The sequence below is a fragment of the Serratia sp. TSA_198.1 genome (genome assembly GCF_052686505.1).
This window is the reverse complement of the sequence record NZ_JBQZFP010000001.1, coordinates 870,004-888,703: the sequence shown is the minus strand read 5'-3', so window position 1 is coordinate 888,703 and position 18,700 is coordinate 870,004. Positions and strand designations below refer to the sequence as shown.

Genomic DNA, 18,700 nt, shown 5'->3' with positions numbered 1-18,700 from the left:
CCATTCAGTAATAACGAGATGTTATTACCGGGGGAGTACGGTTGCCGTTTTCCAGGGGGCGAAAATCATCAGGCTGGCTGCAGCCAACGCCCAGGCACCGAGGCCACCGTACAGCATCACCAGGCCAAAACTTTGCGTCAAGGCAGCATGAACCAGGGGCGCCAAGGCATCCCATTCGGGGAGCGATTTCAACGCGGTGAGATTACCCGCCACTATCTGCTCCGCCACCGAATGCAGCGGCAAGGTGCCGAATGATTCGGGCAGCGTTTGTTGCAGATAAGCATCAACGCCCGCCAGCAAGATAAACCCCATGGCCGCAATATTGACAGCCAACGCGATCATTCTGGCGCTCATGTCTATCCCGGAGGCCATGCCTGCGCGGGCATTCGACACCGAACCTGTGGTGGTGTTGGTCACCGGGGTATTGGTGATGCCCAGGCCGATACCGGCGATAAGTAACCCCGGCAGCATAGCCAATCCGCCGGCATGTTCGCCACCGCTGCCTGATTTCATCAGCAGGAAACCCAGCCCAAGCGTGAATAACCCAGCGGGGATCACGGCTCCAGCACGGTAACGCAAAGCCAATCGCTCGCCCACCGGGGGGAAGACAAGCGTGGGCAACGTATAGGCGAGCAGCGACAAACCTGTGGTCAGGCTGTCATAACCCAGCCCAATTTGAAAATAGAGCGGCAGGTAGATCATAAAGGGCCAGAAGCTGAAATTCATGCCGATGGAACCCATCAGCGCCCCGGAAAATTGCCGATTCATGAACACGGAAAACTCCATCATCGGGTAGGGGCTGCGTCTCTCAACCCCGATAAACAGCAGCAGGCTGAGGGCCGCAGCCAGAAGGATCCCCCCGGCGCGAACGCTGGTGAAACCGAACACGGATCCCTGAGTGATAAAATACACCAACCCAAAAACCGACAGCGACAATGTGACGATCCCCAGAGTATCCAATTTTGCCGCCTGCGGATCGCGGGATTCTTGCACGCTGAAAATCACCAGTAACAGTGTCAGAACGGCGATGACCGCATGAATCAAAAATACCCACTGCCAGTTGGCGAGTGCCACGATAACGCCACCGATCGCCGGCCCAAACCCTAAGCCAATGCCAAAAACGACGCCCCAAATGCCGAAGGCCTGGCCACGCTGTTTGCCGCTCTGAAACTGATGCGACAATGCTGCCACCTGGCAAATCAACATGGCGCCGCCCGCCATGCCTTGCATAAAGCGGCCCAGGATCAGCAGCGTCGAGCCGTTGGCCAGGCCGCAAAGTAAGGAGGTGAGGCCAAAAGCGGCAATGGCGATGATGAAAACTCGCCTGCGGCCAAAACGGTCAGACAGCGTTCCGGTGGCCATCATCACGGCGGTGCAGGCCAGGGTGTAGGCATTCATAATCCACTGCATATCGCTGAAATCACTGTGTAATACCCGTTCCAGCGTCGGCAGTATGACCGGTACGCTGGAGATTTCCAGGCCGAACATCAGCGCGGAGAGGCATATTGCCGTTAATGCCAGTCGGTTTTTACTGGCGTGAGAGAGCGTCATGGGTTTTTTCCACAAAAGAGGGTGATGGAAACGAGCAGCCATTCTGGATAAATGCGTTGCATGATAGAAATGATTTAATTTATCGTGATTAATTAACTTTCATCATGAAATCACGCTATGAACATTGACCCGACGCTGCTGCGCACCTTCGTTACGGTTACCGAAACCGGCGGCTTCACGCGCGCGGCGCAGCAACTGAATCTGACCCAATCTGCGATCAGTCACCAGATCCGTCGGCTCGAGGAGCAGATTGGCCGGCAGTTGTTGCACCGCACTACGCGGCGCCTGACGCTAACCGAAGACGGTGAAGATATGCTGCGCCACGCCGTGCACGTTTTGCAGGCGCTCGACGCCATGCAGCGGCGCTTTGAATCCTCACCCGTGTCGGGGTCAGTACGCTTTGGCCTGACGGAGAGTTTTCTGGGGGAACGATTGCCGCCGCTGTTATCCCAGTTCGCCCGGGCTTTTCCTGCGGTCAGGTTGGAGGTCAATGTCAGTATCGGGCTGGATCTTTGTGGGATGGTGAAGGGCAACGAACTGGATTTGGCCGTCGTGATGTCGCTGGCTAACCGTATTGAGGGCAGGTTATTGCGGCGGACGCAGCTGGTGTGGGTAGCGGCTGAGACATTCAGCCTGGCGGGCTCGTCGTTGCCGCTGGCGTTGTTGCCCGCGCCGTCGGTCAGTCGCGAGGCCGGGATCGCCGCATTGGAAAGCAAGGCTATCCAATGGCACACCGCCTTCACCTCACAAAGCCAACAAGGGCTACGGGCGGCCGTGCTGGCGGGGTTGGGCATTGCCGTCATGGCAAGCGGCGATCTGGCGCCGGGAATGAAAACGGTTGATGGTCAGTATGGGCTACCTGAATTGCCCGACGTCGATTTCACCCTGATCGTCAATGGCGCGGAACCTGGCGCGGCTGCGCAGGCATTCGGCAAAATACTGCTGGAGATGTCGGCGCCGTTGCCTGCCGCAGGGGGAGATTAAGTGCGGCTCAGGGCATTGGCCAGTCGGTCGGGGTTTTGCTCATTACGTCGAAGAATACGTCTTTGGTCACTGACCAAAAATGCAGGAATCCTTCCTGGCTGAAACTGATGCCCATCAGGCCCATCACAAACCAACAGGTGGTGAACAGCCCGAGGCTGCTGAACATGAATGCCATGCCGTTACGGCTGGTCTTACGGCAAACGACGTTTAACTGGCTGGCCATAAACATCATTACGGCGCTCAGCAATTCCCAGCGCATCATAATCAAACCCGTGGCTATGGTACTCATCGAACGTGATCCTTTGTGACAAAGCCGCAGCCGGCAGGGCGCCGGAGAACAGTGCGGGCAAAAATGGAGTAGTGTGATCTGCGTCACATTGTAGCACTGGGATAAAGGGGCGCTCAATCCCTGTGCGGCATAAAAGCCGGTACCCGGAAACATTCCAATATGCTGAAACATTTATGCCATTTCATTAGCAACCTTTTAATGGGGGCCGTTAACCAATAACGCTATGCTTGCCGACTTTTCACTGCCCTGATTTATCTGGGGAAAATGTGACGTCAGACAGGTACTGCACTGCGTATGGCCCTCTTAAAAGAAAAAATCCGTGACCATTCCGCTGAGGAAATGTTGTTTATTCGCCGCGCCTGCGTGGCGATGGCGTTGGTGATCGCCTGCTTCGGCGCACTGATCGTCAACCTGTATCACCTGCAGATTAAGCAACATGCGTTCTACCAGACGCGATCCAATCAGAACGACATCAAAATGCTGCCGATTGCCCCTAGCCGCGGGCTGATATTCGATCGTAACGGCATCCCTTTGGTGCGTAATATTACGCTGTACCAGATCCAGGTTATTCCCAGCAAAATCGCCAATATGGCCGCGCTGTTGCAGGCGCTGACGCCGATTGTCGATCTGACGCCTGAGGACATCGCCACCTTCCGCGACGATATGCACCACAACGGCCGCTATAAACCGGTGACGCTGAAAAGCGGGCTGAACGACACCGAGGTCGCCCGTTTTGCGGTCAATCAATACCGTTTTGACGGGGTGACCATCGACACCTATCAGCAGCGGGAATATCCGTATGGCGCCGAACTGGCGCACGTGGTGGGTTATGTATCGAAAATCAACGATGGCGATGTGAAACGCCTCGATAAAGCCGGCATCGGCGAAAATTACTCCGCCGACCATAACATCGGCAAGCAGGGTATTGAGGCTTACTATGAGTCGGAACTGCATGGCACCACCGGCTATCAGGAAGTGGAGGTGGATAACCACGGCCGCGTGATACGCCTGCTGAAAGAGCAGCCGCCGCAGGCCGGCAAAAATATCTATCTGACGCTCGATTTGCCGTTACAGCAGTATATCGAGTCGGTGCTGAAGGGGCAGCGAGCGGCGGTGGTGGTTGAGGACCCGCGCGATGGCGGCATTCTGGCGATGGTGTCCAGCCCCAGTTACGATCCCAACCCGTTCGTTAAGGGTATCAGTTACAAAGCCTATAAAAGCTTATTGACCAACCCGGATCTACCGCTGATTAACCGCGTCACTCAGGGGCTGTACCCGCCGGCGTCCACCGTGAAGCCTTATATGGCCACCTCTGCGCTGTTCGCCGGGGTGATAACCCCCAACACCAGCTTCTTTGGTGCGCCGACCTGGACGTTGCCGGGGACTCAACGCCGTTACCGCGATTGGCTGAAGAGTGGCCACGGTATGCTGAACGTTACTAAAGCGATAGAGGAGTCCGCCGATACCTTCTTTTATCAGGTGGCGTTTGAAATGGGTATTGATCGCATTCACAGCTGGCTGAGCCAGTTCGGTTACGGCCAGGCGACCGGGATCGATCTCAACGAAGAGTATCGCGGCGTACTGCCCAGCCGCGAATGGAAGCAGCGGGTGCATAAAAAACCCTGGTATCAGGGCGATACCGTCTCGGTCGGCATCGGCCAGGGGTATTGGGTCGCCACGCCAATTCAGATGGTGAAGGCGCTCACCACGCTTATCAATAACGGCAAGGTGAAAACGCCCCATCTGTTGTATTCCATGCGCCAGGGCAATCGGGTGAGCCGCTATCAACCGCCGCTGCAGACGGCACAGATCGGCGATGCCAAATCACCGTACTGGGGCATTGTGCGCAATGGCATGTACGGTATGGCCAATTTGCCGAACGGCACCGGTTACAAGCTGTTCCATACCGCGCCGTATCAGATCGCCGCCAAATCCGGTACTTCGCAGGTATTCAGTCTGAAAGAAAATCAGACCTATAACGCCAAGATGATCCCGGTACGGTTGCGTGACCATATTTTCTACACGCTGTTTGCTCCCTATAAAAATCCGCGGGTGGCGATGGCGCTGATTCTGGAAAACGGCGGCGGTGACGGCGTGGTGGCGGGGCCAACCGCACGGGCAATCCTTGACCATATTTTTGACCCGGCCAACGCGCCGAACCCTGATGATGGGCAGAAAGTTAAACCGGAGTTAAACGACAGTGAGGATGTGCAACAGTAAACGCGTTTGTTTTTACTTTCTTACAAACTGCAATCTTCTAAAGATTTCCGTCAGGGTAGACTGAAATAATTACATAATCCGAATAAAAACGCAGGGTTAACAGTGGCGCCACTAATAAAAAAGAGCGGTAAAAATTATTCCTCACTGAGGTTTGGCTGGATTTGCGCCGGTATTCTGGTGTGTTTTTTCCTGCTGGCGTTCCGGGTGGGCTATTTGCAACTGATGGAGCATCAGCAGTTGGCGGACCAGGCGGATCAGCGCTCAATTCGCACGCAGGTACTACCGACCAACCGGGGTATGATCACCGACCGCAATGATGAAGCGCTGGCGGTGAGCGTGTCTTCGAAAGATATCGTACTGGATCCCAAGCATATTCTCGACACCCATACCGATACCGGCAACGAACGCTGGCAGAGCCTGGCCAACGTGCTGAAAATGCCGTTGACGGACGTGCAAAAGTTGATTCAGGCCAACGCCCATAAGCGTTTCGTCTATCTGGCACGCAAGGTGGAAGACGATAATGCGAACTACATCAACAAGTTGCATCTGACCGGGGTCAGCACCGTGCAAGACTTCAGCCGCTTTTATCCGATGGGCCAGGACGCTGCCGGGTTGATCGGCATTGTCGGGCAGGACAATCAGGGATTGGAAGGCATTGAGCTGGGCTTCAACCACCTGTTGCAGGGCAAGAACGGGATGCGGGTGTACCAGAAGGACGGCAGCGGGGCGGTGATTGGCGTGATCAAGAGCGTCGATCCCGTACCGCCGCCGAACGTTACGCTGAGCATCGATAAATTTATCCAGTACGTACTGTTTGCGCAAATCCGCGATGGCGTGGTGGCCAACCAGGCCGATTCCGGCTGTGCGGTGCTGGTGAAAGTCAGTACCGGCGAGGTGCTTGGCATGGCCAGTTACCCGTCGTTCAACCCGAACAACTATGCCAATACGCCGGCAAAAGATATTCGCAACGTTTGCAGTAGCGACAGCTTCGAACCGGGTTCGACGGTGAAACCGGTAGTCGTGATGGTCGGGCTGGAACATAGGCTGATTAAGCCGGACACGGTGCTGGATACTACGCCGTACCGGGTCAACGGCCACTTGATCAAGGACGTTGGCCACTGGTCCAAACTGACCATTACCGGCGTGCTGCAAAAATCCAGTGATATCGCGGTGTCGCATATCGCATTGGCGCTGCCTGCCACCGTGCTACCGGCGGTCTACAAGAGCTTTGGTCTGGGGCTGCCGACCGAGTTGGGCATCGGTAACGAGAGCAGCGGTTATCTACCGCAGCATCGTGAACGCTGGGCCGATATCGAGCGGGCGACTTTCTCCTTCGGCTACGGGTTGCGCGTTACGCCGCTGCAAATGGCGCGCGAATATGCCGCCATCGGCGCTTACGGCGTTTATCGGCCGCTGTCGATCACGCGGGTGACGCCGCCGGTCATGGGGCAGCGGATCTTGCCGGAAGAGACGGTGAAAACCGTGGTGCATATGATGGAAAGCGACGCCTTGCCGGGCGGTAGTGGGGTCAGCGCCGCGGTGCCGGGTTACCGGCTGGCGATTAAAACCGGTACTGCCGAGAAGATGGGGGCCAACGGCAAATATGACGGCGGCTATATCAACTACACCGCAGGCGTGGCGCCGGCCAGCGATCCGCAGGTGGCGCTGGTGGTGATGGTCAACAACCCGAAAGCCGGTAAGCACTTCGGCGGTTCGGTGGCCGGCCCGGTGTTCGGCAAGATCATGGCGCAGGTGCTGGAGCATATGAATATCCTGCCGGACGCTCAACCGCTGAATGTGGTTTCTCAGGTGAAGGGGTAATGTTTTTGCGTTGCCGATAGCAAGCTGAAAGGGGGGCCGGTTTCCGGCCCCCCCTTTCGTTTACCCGGCAGGCTGCGTAATAAGCTGCCGGCAAGCCAAATTATTACTTACCTTGAGCCGCCCACCATTTTGCCACACAGGCATTAGGCGCCTGGATTTTTTTGCCGTCTTTGGTGACGTAGGGAACCGGCGAATAAATAAAGGTGCAAACGCCGGCGGGACGTTGCGCGGCGGAGGCGACGGCAGACATGCCCACTGCGGAAGCCATAATTGCCGAGAGAAGTATTACGTTTGATAATTTCATAACTCATCCTTAATAATGAAAATAGAATTGTATTCTTAAGCCTCATCAAGATTCCCCTGAGGCGGTTCGAGTTCGAGAGTGTCATCATGACCTTCAGCAATGCCATTTCTTTGTTTTGAAGGGGAGACCTGGCGAGGTTATTAGCTTGTTGCGTCATCGTCTACAGCGAATTTTATTATGGATTTGCTATGAATTATTCATTAATAAATGGCGTGAATGATTTTAAGGCAGAGCCTCATTGATTAGTTATATACCTGGTGGGTGGTCAATATTTTCTTTTTAAGTAAGGTTTTTTTCTGCGGCTAACGCGCATTATTTTTCGACGTGGCTTTGACAGGGTGTTAGAACGGGGAATCGATGCAGATAAGTCCAACAGCGTTTTCAGTGATAATCGGTTGTCGTTTATCCGACGTTTGACGAGATTTTTAAAAAAGAAGAAAAAATAGACGTAAAAATAAAAATCACTCAGGCAGGAATGGTCTTTTATTACAGACGTTCCGGCCTGAGATTTTTATTATTCAGCTATCGTTAACGGCTGGTTTGGTGACCGATAATACCGCCCAGTGCCGCCCCGCCCAGCGTGCCCAGGGTGCTGCCGTCGGTCAATACTGCACCACCCAGCGCGCCTACGCCGGCGCCGATTGCGGTGTTGCGATTGCGGTTAGACATATGCCCGCATGCAGTGACAGAAAGCGTAGCCATTACGAGAACCAACACGCCGGCAACACGTTTAATGTTCATAAGAATTATCCTGGTAAAATGATCGATTACTTGGCTAAAAATACGGCAATTAATCGTTCGGTAGAAGTTGAGATGAATGTATTCCTCCGGCAGAAAATAGAATAGGTAAATATTCTTAAATTTGAGTCGCCGTATATTATTTAAGGGCCGCCAGATGGCGAATATCCGGCCAGACGTAAATCACATTGCTGGAACGCCACAACGGACCGGGATCGGTATAGTTACCGGCAGGCGTACCACCCAATGCCTGATAAAACCGCATGGCGCTGTCATTTCCGTCGACCACTCCCAGCGCAATGCTGCGAAAGCCGAGCTTTTGCATTTCTCTTGCCGCTGCACCGAGCAGCCTGCGGCCGATACCCTGACGTTGATGTTCATCGCTGACGAAAAGTGATTTTATCTCGGCATGCTCGCCAAACTGCGGATGGGAAGGGGCGTCGGCCAGACAGAATCCGACCAACTGGCCAGCCGATTCGGCCAGCAGTACTTGCGCTGCGCCTGGTTGTTGCAGTTTTTCTTGCCAGTGGACCAACCGCTTTGGTTCATCCAGCGCGGCATAGGCCGCTTGCGTTGCCAGCCCTTGGTAGGCGCTGCGCCAGACCTGCACGTGCAGACGCGCGATCGCCGGTGCATCCGCAGGCCGCGCCATTCTCAGCGTTATCATCATTGCTCCCGTTATTTGGCCGCTATCGCCATTACTTGCGCCTTGGACATCTGTTTTTCGAGCTGGCGTCCCACCGATGTTTCGGTGCTTTATCCCACCTTGCCTAGAGCATTTTTTGTCATTGTTTTAATGCAACTGTGTAAGTTACATTAGCCGCCTTCAAGTGTGATATCTGTCACATATTGAAAATACCAACAATAAAATGTGCGGTATCTCGGAGAAATTCAAGTTCATTTGTGAGCGGCTTTCTCCGCTTAAAAAACCAGGAGACAACGATGTTAGAAATGATTGAGAGTTTGGCAACCGTGGTGATCCTGGTGCCGGTAATGATAGCCGTGTTGCTGGGCTCGATTTATGGTCTGGGTGAAGTGTTTAACGTTTTCTCCGCTATCGGCAGAAAAAAAGACTGAATTCCATGATCAGGGGAGCGCAATGCTCCCCTGATGCAATTTAGAGAACCGTCGCCAGGAAGTTACGCGTTCTTTCATGCTGAGGCGCATCCAGCACCTGCTGCGCAGTCCCCGTTTCGACCACGTTCCCCTGATCCATAAAGATGATTTGATCGGCCACTTCGCGGGCAAAACCGATCTCATGGGTGACCACGACCATCGTCATGCCGGAGTGCGTCAGGCCCTTCATCACCTGCAACACTTCGCCAACCAGTTCCGGATCGAGCGCGGAAGTCGGCTCATCAAACAACAGCACCTCGGGATTCATCGCCAGCGCGCGGGCGATCGCCACACGCTGTTGTTGGCCACCGGAAAGCTCGCGTGGCCAGGCGTTAATGCGATGTTCCAGCCCTACGCGGGTCAGCAGGGCCTTCGCCCGTTCGACCACCACGGCTTTCTTTTCCTTTTTCACCAGCAGCGGCGCTTCCGTAACGTTTTCCAGCACCGTGCGGTGCGGGAACAGGTTGAACTGCTGGAACACCATGCCGATGCTTTTACGCTGCTCGGCGACCTCAGACTCCTTCAGTTCATACAGATGCTTGCCTTTTTGGCGATAACCGATCAGTTGTTCACCCACGCGGATGGTGCCGCCATCGAGCTTTTCAAGGTGGTTGATGCAGCGCAGCAAGGTCGATTTCCCCGAGCCGGAAGGGCCAAGGATCACCGTGACCGAACCGGCCGGGATCTGCAGGCTGATGTTTTTCAGCACTTCGGTACCGGAGAAGGACTTACGTACCTGGTTGATATGAATGGCTGCGCTCATTGTTCTGCCCCCTGGTTCAGTTCGGTTGGAGCCTTGCGGTTGCGCGATAGCCAGCCGCCGCGCGTGGCCCGAGTACCACGACCGAAATAGCGCTCAACATAGTGCTGGCCAATCGACAGAATCGAGGTCATCACCAGGTACCACAGCGTGGCGACCAGCAACAGCGGGATCACCTCGTAGGTGCGTTGGTAGATAATCTGCGCCGAATACAACACGTCTTGCAGGGCGATAACCGACACCACGGCGGTGGTTTTAAGCTGCCCGATCACCTCATTGCCGGCCGGCGGCAAAATGGTGCGCATGGCCTGCGGCAAAACCACTCGCCACAGGATCTGCCCACGGCGATAGCCCAATGCCTTGGCGGCTTCCAGTTGGCCGCTGCCCACGCTTTGAATGCCTGCACGCACAATCTCTGCCGCATAGGCCGACTGATGCATGACCAGAGCAATCACCGCAGCGCTGAAGGTGCTGATAATGGTGTTGGTCGGCGCGCTGGCGACCTCGCCCAGAAACGGGATCCACAGGCTGATGCGCGGGTAAAGCGCGGCGATGTTGTACCACAGGAAAAGTTGCACCAGCATAGGTACCGCGCGGAAGAACCAGGTATAGAACCAGCTTACCGCGACCAGCACCGGGTTGGCGGAGAGGCGCATCAACGCCAGCAGCACGCCGCCGGCGAAACCGAAGATCACCGAGATGACCGTCAGCTTCAGCGTCATGATCACGCCGTTGATGATTGACGCCTCGGTAAAGTTTTCCGCCACCACCGCCCATTCGAAGCGCGGGTTATGCAGCATCGAGTTGGCGATAATGCCGACGATCAGCAGCACGATCAGGGCGCTGAACCAGCGCCCGTAATGCCGATGACCGACGATGCTCAGTTCGGCATCATCGGCAGGGTGTTGCGCACTCATTTTGCAATCTCTTCGTTGATGCCGGCGGTTTTCACCGCACCGAAACCGATATCCCAACCGTCGAGGATTTTCTGGTAGCTGCCATCGGCAATCAGCGAGTTAAGCGCGGCCTGCACCGGTTTCACCAATTCGGAACCTTTTGGCAACGCGATGGCTACCGTGGTGCCTTCGATGTTGATGTCGCCGGCCAGCGCCAGCGCTTTAACATGGCTCGCCTGGTAGCGCAGGCCTTCATAAGGGCCGAAGAACATCGGCACGCGGCCGCTGATCGTCGCCTGCACGCCGGCCGGGCGGTCCGGGAAGATCGGAATGGTGATCGCCGGTTTGCCGGCGCTGACGCACTGGTCGCTGGCCTGCTGCAAACGGGTGACCTGCGAAGTGCCGGCACCGGCGCCGACGGTCTGGCCGCACAGTTGTGCCAGCTCGGTGAACGGGCCGAGCGCCGCATCTTTACGGGCGATCAGCGCCAGTTTGGAGGCATTGTAATAGCCGACGAAGTCCACCTGTTGGAAACGCTTCTTGTTGGCGTCGATGTTGGCCAGCGCCACATCGTAGCGACCGGATTTCAAACCGGGAATGATATTGTCGAAACCGCCGGTGTCCTTCCAGTGGATCGCGACACCGAGACGATCGGCAATGGCGCTCATCACGTCGATTTCACGCCCGGCCAGCGTTTTGTTGTCCGCCTCGTAGAAGGTGGTCGGCGGCGTGTTCGGGTTAGTGCCCGCCACGATAAAGCCGGCTTTTTTGACGGCGTCAGGCAGGCTGTCGTGCAGTTTCGGATCGGCACTGGCTTTCAGCGCCGCTTTGAAGGGAACATCGCCTTCGGCGGCATAGCCTGTGGCCAATGGGGCTAAGGTGGAAGAAGCCAACAGCAGGGACAGCACAGTGCGTTTAACGGTAGTTTTCATGGTATTCCCCTGCAGATTAAGCCGATTTTACGTTGGCGAAGTTGATTGCCGGTTCCGGCAGGCCCAGGTTTTCACGCAGGGTTGAATAGTGATATTCCTCGCGGAATAGGCCACGGCGGCGCAGCTCCGGTACGACCAGCTCGACGAACAGCTCCAGCTGATTTGGCAGTACGGCGGGCATGATGTTAAAGCCGTCGGCGCCTTGCTGTTCCAGCCACAGCTGGAAGTCATCGGCGATCTCTTCGGCGGTGCCGACCACCACGCGGTGTCCGCGCGAGCCTGCCGCTACCGCAGCCAGTTCCCGCAGCGTCAGGTTTTCCCGCGCGGCCAGATCGGTCAGCAGTTTCACCCGGCTTTGGCCGCCTTCGGTTGCGCCAACATCCGGCACCGGGCCATCGAGCGGGTAGTCGCTCAGATCGAAGCCGAAGCGGGCGGAAAGCTGCTCGATGCCGTTATCGATATCCACCAACTGATTCAACTGATACCAGGTCTCCTGCGCTTCAGCCTTGGTGCGGCCGATAATCGGCATCACGCCCGGCAGGATCAGCAGGTGGTCCGGGTTACGGCCGGCCTCGGCCACGTAATTTTTCTGGCTGCGGTAAAACGCCTGGCCTTCCTCCAGCGTGGCAGCGGCGGTAAACACTACCTCGGCGGTTTCCGCCGCCAGCTGCTGCCCGGCCGGTGAAGAGCCGGCTTCGATAATCACCGGGCGGCCCTGTGGAGAACGCGAAATATTCAGTGGCCCCTGAACCGAAAAGTGTTTGCCCTTGTGGTTGGCCGCGTGAATTTTGTCGTCGATGGCGTAGATGCCCTGTTGTTTGTCACGCACGATAGCGTCTTCTTCCCAGCCGTCCCACAGTTTGTAGCTGGCTTCGAGGAACTCGCGCGCCACTTCGTAACGTTCGGCGTGCGAAGGCAGATCGTCACGGCTGAAGTTGCGTGCGGCATCGCTGGAAAAGGACGTCACCACGTTCCAGGCTGCACGGCCGTGGCTGATATGGTCGATGGACGCCATGGCGCGCGCCAGATGGAAGGGTTGGTCGAAGGTGGTGGAGGCGGTGGCCGCCAGCCCGATATGGCGAGTATTGACCGCCAACGCGGCCAGCAAGGTCAGCGGCTCCAGGCGTGACATCGTCGAAGGCAAACGGTGTACGCTGGTAGCCAGCGCGTCGCCGACGAAGAACATGTCAAAGGTGCCTTCTTCGGCTTTTTTGGCGATCCAGGTGAACCAGTCGATATCGGTCGGTGATCCGCTGGCGCCTTCTGCGCGCCAGCCGCCGACATGGTGCCCCAAGGCTTGAACAAACAGGCCGAGACGTAATTGACGCGATGGTGTTGAAGGTGAAGCACTCATAATTAGTCCTCTATTTATTATTGATTTAATAATGCAATTAACCGTGCCGTCGCGCCGGGCTGCGTCAGTGCGCAGTCGTGAACCACGCGGTCGCCATCCAATTGCGGCAGCAGTTGCAGGATGCTGCGCAGCTTGGCTTCGACGTCCGTTGGGCGGGCGGCGGTTTGTTTTCTGGTGACAATGTCACTAAATTGGCGGCCGTCGTGCAGCGTCAGCGTCACGCGGTGGAAACGCAGTTCCGGATCCCACTCATCTGGCGGGGCAGAAAGGTCGGCATGCCGTTCCACCCGCGCCGCCAGTGCGGCAATCATCGGGTCGACGGGGTTTTCACCGTAATGCATCAGCGGCACGGCACCGCTGTACAGTGCATCGGCGATCACATATTCCAGGCTGAAACGCGCTTCGACGCCGTTTACCGGGCGGCGAATATAGGGAGCGGTATCCGCGCCGGGCGGGAAACTGACCTGAATGCGGCTGATGGCGGCAGGCATCTCGTCGGCGGTAATACCTTGTTCGAGCAGGTTTTCACGCAGGGCGAAGGCGGCTTCGGCCGCGCTGTGGGTACCGCCGCAGGTTGGGTAACGTTTAAACTCCAGGCCCGGTTGCAGGATGCGCCACGGCGCGCCCCAATCTGCAGTCAGCAGATCCGGCCGCTGCCGGCCGTCACCGTGGGAACTTAACAGGCTGTCAATCACGCCTTCCGGCTGGCCGGCAAAGCCCGCCTGCGCCAGCAGCACGGCATTGACCGCCGCGCGCGCCGCCAATCCGGCGTGCAGCGGTTTGGCGGCAGAACCGAACTGGCTGCGCAGCCCGGCGGCCTGGGTAGCGGCCAGGCCGAGTGCAATCTGCGTCTGGTGCGGGGTCAATCCTAAATAGCGTGCGGCTGCTGCACTGGCGGCTACCGTGCCCAGAGTCGCGGTGCTGTGGAAACCCAATTGATAATGCTGGGTTCCGGCCGCCAACCCCAATCGCCCGGCGGCTTCTACTCCTATCGCATAGGCGCTCAACAGCGCAGTGGCATCGTCGCGATCGTCGGTCAGCGCCAACAAGGCAGAGAGCACCACCGTGGTCGGGTGACCGCGTAGCGCAGGGTGGTAATCGTCGAAATCCAGCGAGTGGCTGACGTAGCCAAAATACAAGGCACGGTTCTCAGCGCCGATCGGCGGGAACACCGATTTCACCGCCGCCAGCCCGGTATCGCTCAGCGCGCCGTGGACGATCGGCAATGCGCAGGCGAAGTAGTCCATCAGGCCGCGACGGGCGGCTGACAGGGCGAGAGCATCAGGCTGGGTATCCAGCACCAGACGGGTAAATTGAGCGGTTATGAGTGATGGCAAGAGTATAAACCCTGATTTTTTATGCGGTTATGAGCCGGCCTGCGATTCAGGTTTTATTGTGTGGTGATTTTTCTCGCCCCGAAAGAACGAACGGGACTTTCATATTTCAAAATGGAATATCAAAGAAATAAGCCGGCGCGGTGAGGCCCGCCGGCAGGCACTGTCGTTGCTGGCTTAGCTGATTTTGTGCAAAGCAAAGCCGGAATTGTTCTTAAGCTGCGTTGCGCCGTTAAGCCGGAAACAACCGTTCGCTCAGCAGATCGATAAACACCCGCAGTCGGGGAGCCAGGTGCTTGCTGGAGGGCCAGAGAATTTTAAAACTGCCGGTATGGTGGCTGTGCTCGCCGAGAACCTGCTGCAACCGTTGCCCGGCCAACGCCTGTTTCACGGCGAAGTCGGGCAGGCAGGCGATGCCCTGGCCCTGTTCCGCCAGATAAATCAGCGTATCGACGGTATTGCACACCACGCTGGTACGCAGACCCTCGCCGAGGATTTTGTCCCAGTCCGCCACCGGCCAGCTTTCGACTTTTCCGGTGGTGGGGAATTTATACAGCAGGCAGGCGTGTTGGCGCAGATCGGCCGGCTGTTGCGGAATACCCGCCTGGCGTAAATAGCCGGGTGCCGCCACCAGTTGCAGGTGGAAGGTGCCCAATTGGCGGCTCATCAGCCGGGAATCTTCGGTTTCTCCGACGCGGATCACCGCGTCAAAGCCTTCCTCAATCACCTCAACCCGGCGATCGGAGAAATCCACCTCCAGCTCAATCTGCGGATATTGGCGGATAAACTCTGCCAGCACCGGATTAAGCAGGCTGCCCACCAGGGGCAAACTGACGCGTAATTTACCGCGTGGCGCACTGCGGGTATCGCTCAGTTCCTGTTCCGCCGCCGCCATTTCGCCGAGGATCCGCTGGCAGCGCTGCAAGAAAAGCGCGCCTTCCGCTGTTAGCGTCATACTGCGGGTGCTGCGGTGAAACAGCCGCACGGCCAGGCGTGTCTCCAGCCGGGCGATGCTTTTGCCGATAGCCGAAGCGGAGACACCCAGCACGCGGCCTGCCTCGACAAAACTGAGCGTTTCTGCTGACTGAACAAAAGCCGAAACGCCTGCCAGATTATCCATGTTTACCTCTATTGCGGATTCTAGTGTCCGGTATGAAGGGAAATCTAGCCTGTTTTTCCGTTAATCACCACACTCTATTCTCGGTAGCTACAGAAATTGACTGTCTACTGGAGTGTGACCCATGAGTGAATACAAGCTGGCTACCGAGGCTATTGATAAGGCCATTGATCTGGCGCTGGAGGACAAACGGCTGGTCGGTGCGGTGGTGTTGGTGGCGCAGGGTGGTGACGTGGTTTATCGCCGTGCGGCGGGCATGGCGGACCGAGAGGCCGGCAAGCCAATGGCTGCCAACGCGCTGTTCCGGCTGGCCTCGGTCTCCAAACCTATCGTTTCCACGGCCGCGCTGGTGTTAATGGCGCAAGGGCGTTTGGGGTTGGAGGACCCGGTGACGCGCTGGTTGCCGGCTTTCCGGCCGCGCACTGCCGACGGGCGCGAACCGCCAATGACGGTGCGTCATCTGATGACCCACACCGCCGGGTTGAGTTACCGGTTTTTCCAGCCGGAACAGGGGTTCTATGCCCAGGCGGGCGTCTCCGACGGTATGGATGATGACCGGCTCAGCCTGCAAGAGAACCTGCGGCGTATCGCTTCGGCCCCGCTGTTGGCGGCGCCGGGAACCGAGTGGCGCTATTCGATTGCTACCGACGTGCTGGGTGCCGTGATCGAGCAGGCCAGCGGCTTGCCGTTAGCGGAGGCGGTGGCGCAGTTGGTGACCGGGCCGCTGGCGATGCACGACACCGGTTTTACTGCCACGGATGCGCAGCGGTTGACGGTGGCTTACGCCAACCACTCCCCCGACCCCCGGCCGTTGCAACAACCCGATCGTTTGCCTTTTATCGAGGATACGGCCGGTTTTAACCTGTCCCCGGCGCGGGCGTTAGATGCTCACGCCTATGCCTCCGGCGGCGCAGGCATGGTGGGCTCCGCCGAAGATTTCTTGCGGCTGTTGGAAACCTTGCGCCAGGGCGGCGCGCCGCTGCTGCCAACGGAGTGGGTAACGGCGATGACCAGCAACCAGATAGGCTGTCTGCCGATGCCATTCTGGCCGGGGCGCGGCTTTGGTCTGGGGATCACCGTGCTGAAAGATCCGCAGGCGGCGCAGACGCCGGAATCGATCGGCACCTGGCGTATGGGCGGCACCTACGGCCATTCCTGGTTTGTCGATCCCGCGCGCCAACTCAGCGTGGTGGCCTTCACCAATACGGCGCTCGAGGGGATGGCGGGGGCGTTTGTCGGCGAGCTGTGCCAGGCGGTATATGACGGGGTGGGAGAGCCATAATGAAGATCCTGCCGCCGATTTTTTTCATCGCGCTGGGGCTGTTCGGCGTTTACTGCATCGAGTTTGGCGTGGTGGGCATTTTGCCGCTGATCATTGCGCGCTACGGGGTTTCAACCGCGCAGGCCGGCTGGTTGGTCGGTCTATTTGCCGTGACCATCGCTTTGCTGGGGCCGTTGCTGGTGCTGCTGGCTTCGCGCTTCAACCGCAAGCGAATGCTGTTGATTTCACTGGCCGTGTTCTCGCTGGTCAGCGTGCTGTCGGCTTATGCCGCCAGTTTCAGCACCCTGATGATCTTGCGTATCCTGCCGGCGCTGTTCCACCCGATTTATTTTTCGCTGGCGATGGTGGCCGCTGCGTCGTTGTATCCCAAACAGCAGGTGACCCGGGCAACCGCCTATGCGTTTATCGGCACCAGTATGGGCATGGTGCTGGGGATCCCGCTGACCCACTGGATCGCCGGTCAGTTCAGCTATGAAGCCTCTTTTCTGTTCTGTGCGTTGGTTAACCTGCTGGCGGGCGTCGGCTTATTTTTCCGCCTGCCCGACGCCGCCACGCAAAAACTTAGCTACGGCAAACAGCTGGCGATACTGCGCAGCGGCGCGCTGTGGTTGAATATTGCCGCCTGCGTGCTGATTTTCGCCGCCATGTTCTCCGTGTATGCCTACGCTACCGAATACCTGAGCCGACAAACCGCCATTCGCGAGCCGATGGTGGGTATCCTGTTGGTGATTTTTGGCGCAGGCGGGGTAGCCGGTAACCTGTTGGCCGGTAAGTTGCTGAACCGGAACCGGGTAGCGACTACGTTACTGCACCCGATAGTGTTGGCGGTCGCCTATCTGCTGCTGTATCGCTACGGCAGCGCGCAGACGGGGCCGATGATCGCGCTCTGCCTGTTCTGGGGCGCAGCGCACACCAGCGGCCTGATCGTGACCCAGATCTGGCTGACATCCGAAGCGCCACAGGCACCCGAGTTTGCTACCGGGCTGTATATCGCCTTTATCAATTTGGGCGTGGCGGTCGGTTCGGTGGTCAGCGGGTGGTTTATCGATGCGTTGGGCCTGCAGGGCAGTATTCTCTGCGGTGGGCTGTTCGCTGCGCTGGCGGTAATAACGATTGCGGTCAAGATCGGGATTTACCCACGGAGAACGGCTGTGGTGAGTGAAGGTATGGCTTGATCATGGTTGCTGCGCAGTGAGCAGGGAAGCCGGATACATCATTAATCGCCGCTGTGAATACCCACGGTGGCGATTAATTCCCTGCATGTTACTGGCGGGGGGAGGTTATTATAAACCGTTATAACCATCCCAATAAGCGCCCGTGGCTTCTTTCGTAAAGACAGTATAAATCTTTTGATTGGGATCAATTTTGTAGGTTTTATTCAAAACGATGTTATTAAGTTCCAGTTGGCTTTTAAATTGTTCGCTGGATAAGTAATCGGCTTTTGTTTTGGCCTCCGCCAGGGATAAATGGGCGTTGCGGTCGCATTTTCCCTGCTGATAAAACTGGTCAAACAGCGGCGTGCTGGCCTTGATACTGTCATGAACCAATGTCCTGATTTGCGAATCATTTTCGTTTGAGATTTGGTAAATATAGTGGGAGGCGTGTTTTTCGGCGGGGCTTTTTGCTGCGCATGCGGCCAGCATGAGGCAGCCCAATGCCAACGCACTGGCATTCACTCTTTTATTGCATTTCATTACCTTTCCTTTTGATAATTTCAAATAGAGCGAGAATACAAAATAATGCTAACAGAACCCTTTTATTTTCGTCAATAAATAAAGGTTGGCAGTTAATTGCAACGTCACTCTATTTATTTGAGTTATTATTCTGTTGCTAGTCTGTTTTATAGTTCGCTAATTATATTCGGGAAAGAATTGCTTCCGGGAAATATGACGCGTATGTCCAGTCCAGGTTACTGCAACCCAGATATGGCGTCTGATGCACTAGTAAACTGCATTTGCTGCGTCTTCCGCCTTATCAGGCGATGGCATAGGCTGCTGACAGG

Annotated in this window: 18 protein-coding genes; 6 read left to right on the top strand and 12 right to left on the bottom strand. The window is 56.9% G+C overall.

Going from position 1 to position 18,700, the window contains the following annotated elements; all coding sequences use genetic code 11:
• Positions 1 to 24: 24 nt before the first annotated feature.
• On the bottom strand, positions 25 to 1,551 hold the full coding sequence (locus tag ACUTSW_RS04115; RefSeq protein ID WP_445583756.1) for an MFS transporter: 1,527 nt from the start codon (positions 1,549 to 1,551) through the stop codon (positions 25 to 27).
• Positions 1,552 to 1,668: 117 nt separating this feature from the next.
• Here ACUTSW_RS04115 and ACUTSW_RS04110 point away from each other — a divergent pair, with 117 nt between their 5' ends.
• Complete coding sequence (locus ACUTSW_RS04110; protein WP_062870768.1) at positions 1,669 to 2,535, top strand: LysR family transcriptional regulator; 867 nt, start codon at positions 1,669 to 1,671, stop codon at positions 2,533 to 2,535.
• 7 nt (positions 2,536 to 2,542) lie between these two features.
• Here ACUTSW_RS04110 and ACUTSW_RS04105 read toward each other — a convergent pair whose 3' ends face one another.
• Positions 2,543 to 2,824 carry a YjcB family protein gene (locus tag ACUTSW_RS04105; protein WP_004944199.1) on the bottom strand — a complete coding sequence of 94 codons (282 nt, stop codon included), beginning with the start codon at positions 2,822 to 2,824 and terminating at the stop codon, positions 2,543 to 2,545.
• Positions 2,825 to 3,118: 294 nt separating this feature from the next.
• Here ACUTSW_RS04105 and mrdA point away from each other — a divergent pair, with 294 nt between their 5' ends.
• Together mrdA and ACUTSW_RS04095 are read left to right on the top strand one after the other, a co-directional pair.
• A complete protein-coding gene (mrdA, locus tag ACUTSW_RS04100; RefSeq protein ID WP_445583755.1) occupies positions 3,119 to 5,044 on the top strand; it encodes a penicillin-binding protein 2 in 1,926 nt (641 codons plus the stop codon).
• A gap of 102 nt (positions 5,045 to 5,146) precedes the next feature.
• Positions 5,147 to 6,865 carry a penicillin-binding transpeptidase domain-containing protein gene (locus ACUTSW_RS04095; RefSeq protein ID WP_445583754.1) on the top strand — a complete coding sequence of 573 codons (1,719 nt, stop codon included), beginning with the start codon at positions 5,147 to 5,149 and terminating at the stop codon, positions 6,863 to 6,865.
• A gap of 103 nt (positions 6,866 to 6,968) precedes the next feature.
• Here the strand turns inward: ACUTSW_RS04095 and ACUTSW_RS04090 are convergent, their stop codons facing one another.
• The 3 genes from ACUTSW_RS04090 to ACUTSW_RS04080 all read right to left on the bottom strand — a co-directional run bounded on the left by ACUTSW_RS04090 (position 6,969) and on the right by ACUTSW_RS04080 (position 8,574).
• Positions 6,969 to 7,169 (bottom strand): hypothetical protein, encoded by a 201-nt coding sequence (locus ACUTSW_RS04090; protein ID WP_445583753.1) that lies wholly within the window; start codon positions 7,167 to 7,169, stop codon positions 6,969 to 6,971.
• Between the two features lie 528 nt (positions 7,170 to 7,697).
• Entirely contained in the window at positions 7,698 to 7,910 is a 213-nt protein-coding gene (locus tag ACUTSW_RS04085; RefSeq protein WP_004944210.1) for a glycine zipper 2TM domain-containing protein, read from the bottom strand.
• A gap of 136 nt (positions 7,911 to 8,046) precedes the next feature.
• The gene (locus tag ACUTSW_RS04080) at positions 8,047 to 8,574 is read right to left on the bottom strand and encodes a GNAT family N-acetyltransferase (RefSeq protein ID WP_445584443.1); all 528 of its coding nucleotides are present in this window, start codon (positions 8,572 to 8,574) and stop codon (positions 8,047 to 8,049) included.
• A 275-nt stretch (positions 8,575 to 8,849) separates the two neighbouring features.
• Between ACUTSW_RS04080 and ACUTSW_RS04075 the strand changes: the two genes are divergently transcribed.
• A complete protein-coding gene (locus tag ACUTSW_RS04075) occupies positions 8,850 to 8,984 on the top strand; it encodes an AcrZ family multidrug efflux pump-associated protein (protein ID WP_006325135.1) in 135 nt (44 codons plus the stop codon).
• A gap of 40 nt (positions 8,985 to 9,024) precedes the next feature.
• Here ACUTSW_RS04075 and ACUTSW_RS04070 read toward each other — a convergent pair whose 3' ends face one another.
• The 6 genes from ACUTSW_RS04070 to ACUTSW_RS04045 all read right to left on the bottom strand — a co-directional run bounded on the left by ACUTSW_RS04070 (position 9,025) and on the right by ACUTSW_RS04045 (position 15,419).
• Complete coding sequence (locus ACUTSW_RS04070; RefSeq protein ID WP_445583752.1) at positions 9,025 to 9,786, bottom strand: amino acid ABC transporter ATP-binding protein; 762 nt, start codon at positions 9,784 to 9,786, stop codon at positions 9,025 to 9,027.
• Complete coding sequence (locus ACUTSW_RS04065) at positions 9,783 to 10,700, bottom strand: amino acid ABC transporter permease (protein WP_445583751.1); 918 nt, start codon at positions 10,698 to 10,700, stop codon at positions 9,783 to 9,785. Before ACUTSW_RS04065 ends, ACUTSW_RS04070 begins: the two co-directional genes overlap by 4 nt.
• Positions 10,697 to 11,611: an ABC transporter substrate-binding protein gene (locus ACUTSW_RS04060; RefSeq protein WP_445583750.1), complete on the bottom strand. Its 915-nt coding sequence runs from the start codon at positions 11,609 to 11,611 to the stop codon at positions 10,697 to 10,699. Before ACUTSW_RS04060 ends, ACUTSW_RS04065 begins: the two co-directional genes overlap by 4 nt.
• 16 nt (positions 11,612 to 11,627) lie before the next feature.
• Positions 11,628 to 12,965 carry an LLM class flavin-dependent oxidoreductase gene (locus ACUTSW_RS04055; RefSeq protein ID WP_445583749.1) on the bottom strand — a complete coding sequence of 446 codons (1,338 nt, stop codon included), beginning with the start codon at positions 12,963 to 12,965 and terminating at the stop codon, positions 11,628 to 11,630.
• Positions 12,966 to 12,982: 17 nt separating this feature from the next.
• Entirely contained in the window at positions 12,983 to 14,302 is a 1,320-nt protein-coding gene (locus ACUTSW_RS04050) for an MmgE/PrpD family protein (protein WP_445583748.1), read from the bottom strand.
• A gap of 229 nt (positions 14,303 to 14,531) precedes the next feature.
• The gene (locus ACUTSW_RS04045; protein WP_445583747.1) at positions 14,532 to 15,419 is read right to left on the bottom strand and encodes a LysR substrate-binding domain-containing protein; all 888 of its coding nucleotides are present in this window, start codon (positions 15,417 to 15,419) and stop codon (positions 14,532 to 14,534) included.
• A gap of 121 nt (positions 15,420 to 15,540) precedes the next feature.
• Here ACUTSW_RS04045 and ACUTSW_RS04040 point away from each other — a divergent pair, with 121 nt between their 5' ends.
• Positions 15,541 to 16,698 carry a serine hydrolase domain-containing protein gene (locus ACUTSW_RS04040; RefSeq protein ID WP_445583746.1) on the top strand — a complete coding sequence of 386 codons (1,158 nt, stop codon included), beginning with the start codon at positions 15,541 to 15,543 and terminating at the stop codon, positions 16,696 to 16,698.
• Entirely contained in the window at positions 16,698 to 17,873 is a 1,176-nt protein-coding gene (locus ACUTSW_RS04035; RefSeq protein WP_445583745.1) for an MFS transporter, read from the top strand. Before ACUTSW_RS04040 ends, ACUTSW_RS04035 begins: the two co-directional genes overlap by 1 nt.
• Positions 17,874 to 17,981: 108 nt before the next feature.
• Here ACUTSW_RS04035 and ACUTSW_RS04030 read toward each other — a convergent pair whose 3' ends face one another.
• On the bottom strand, positions 17,982 to 18,392 hold the full coding sequence (locus ACUTSW_RS04030) for an Exc2 family lipoprotein (protein WP_445583744.1): 411 nt from the start codon (positions 18,390 to 18,392) through the stop codon (positions 17,982 to 17,984).
• Between the last annotated feature and the right edge of the window lie 308 nt (positions 18,393 to 18,700).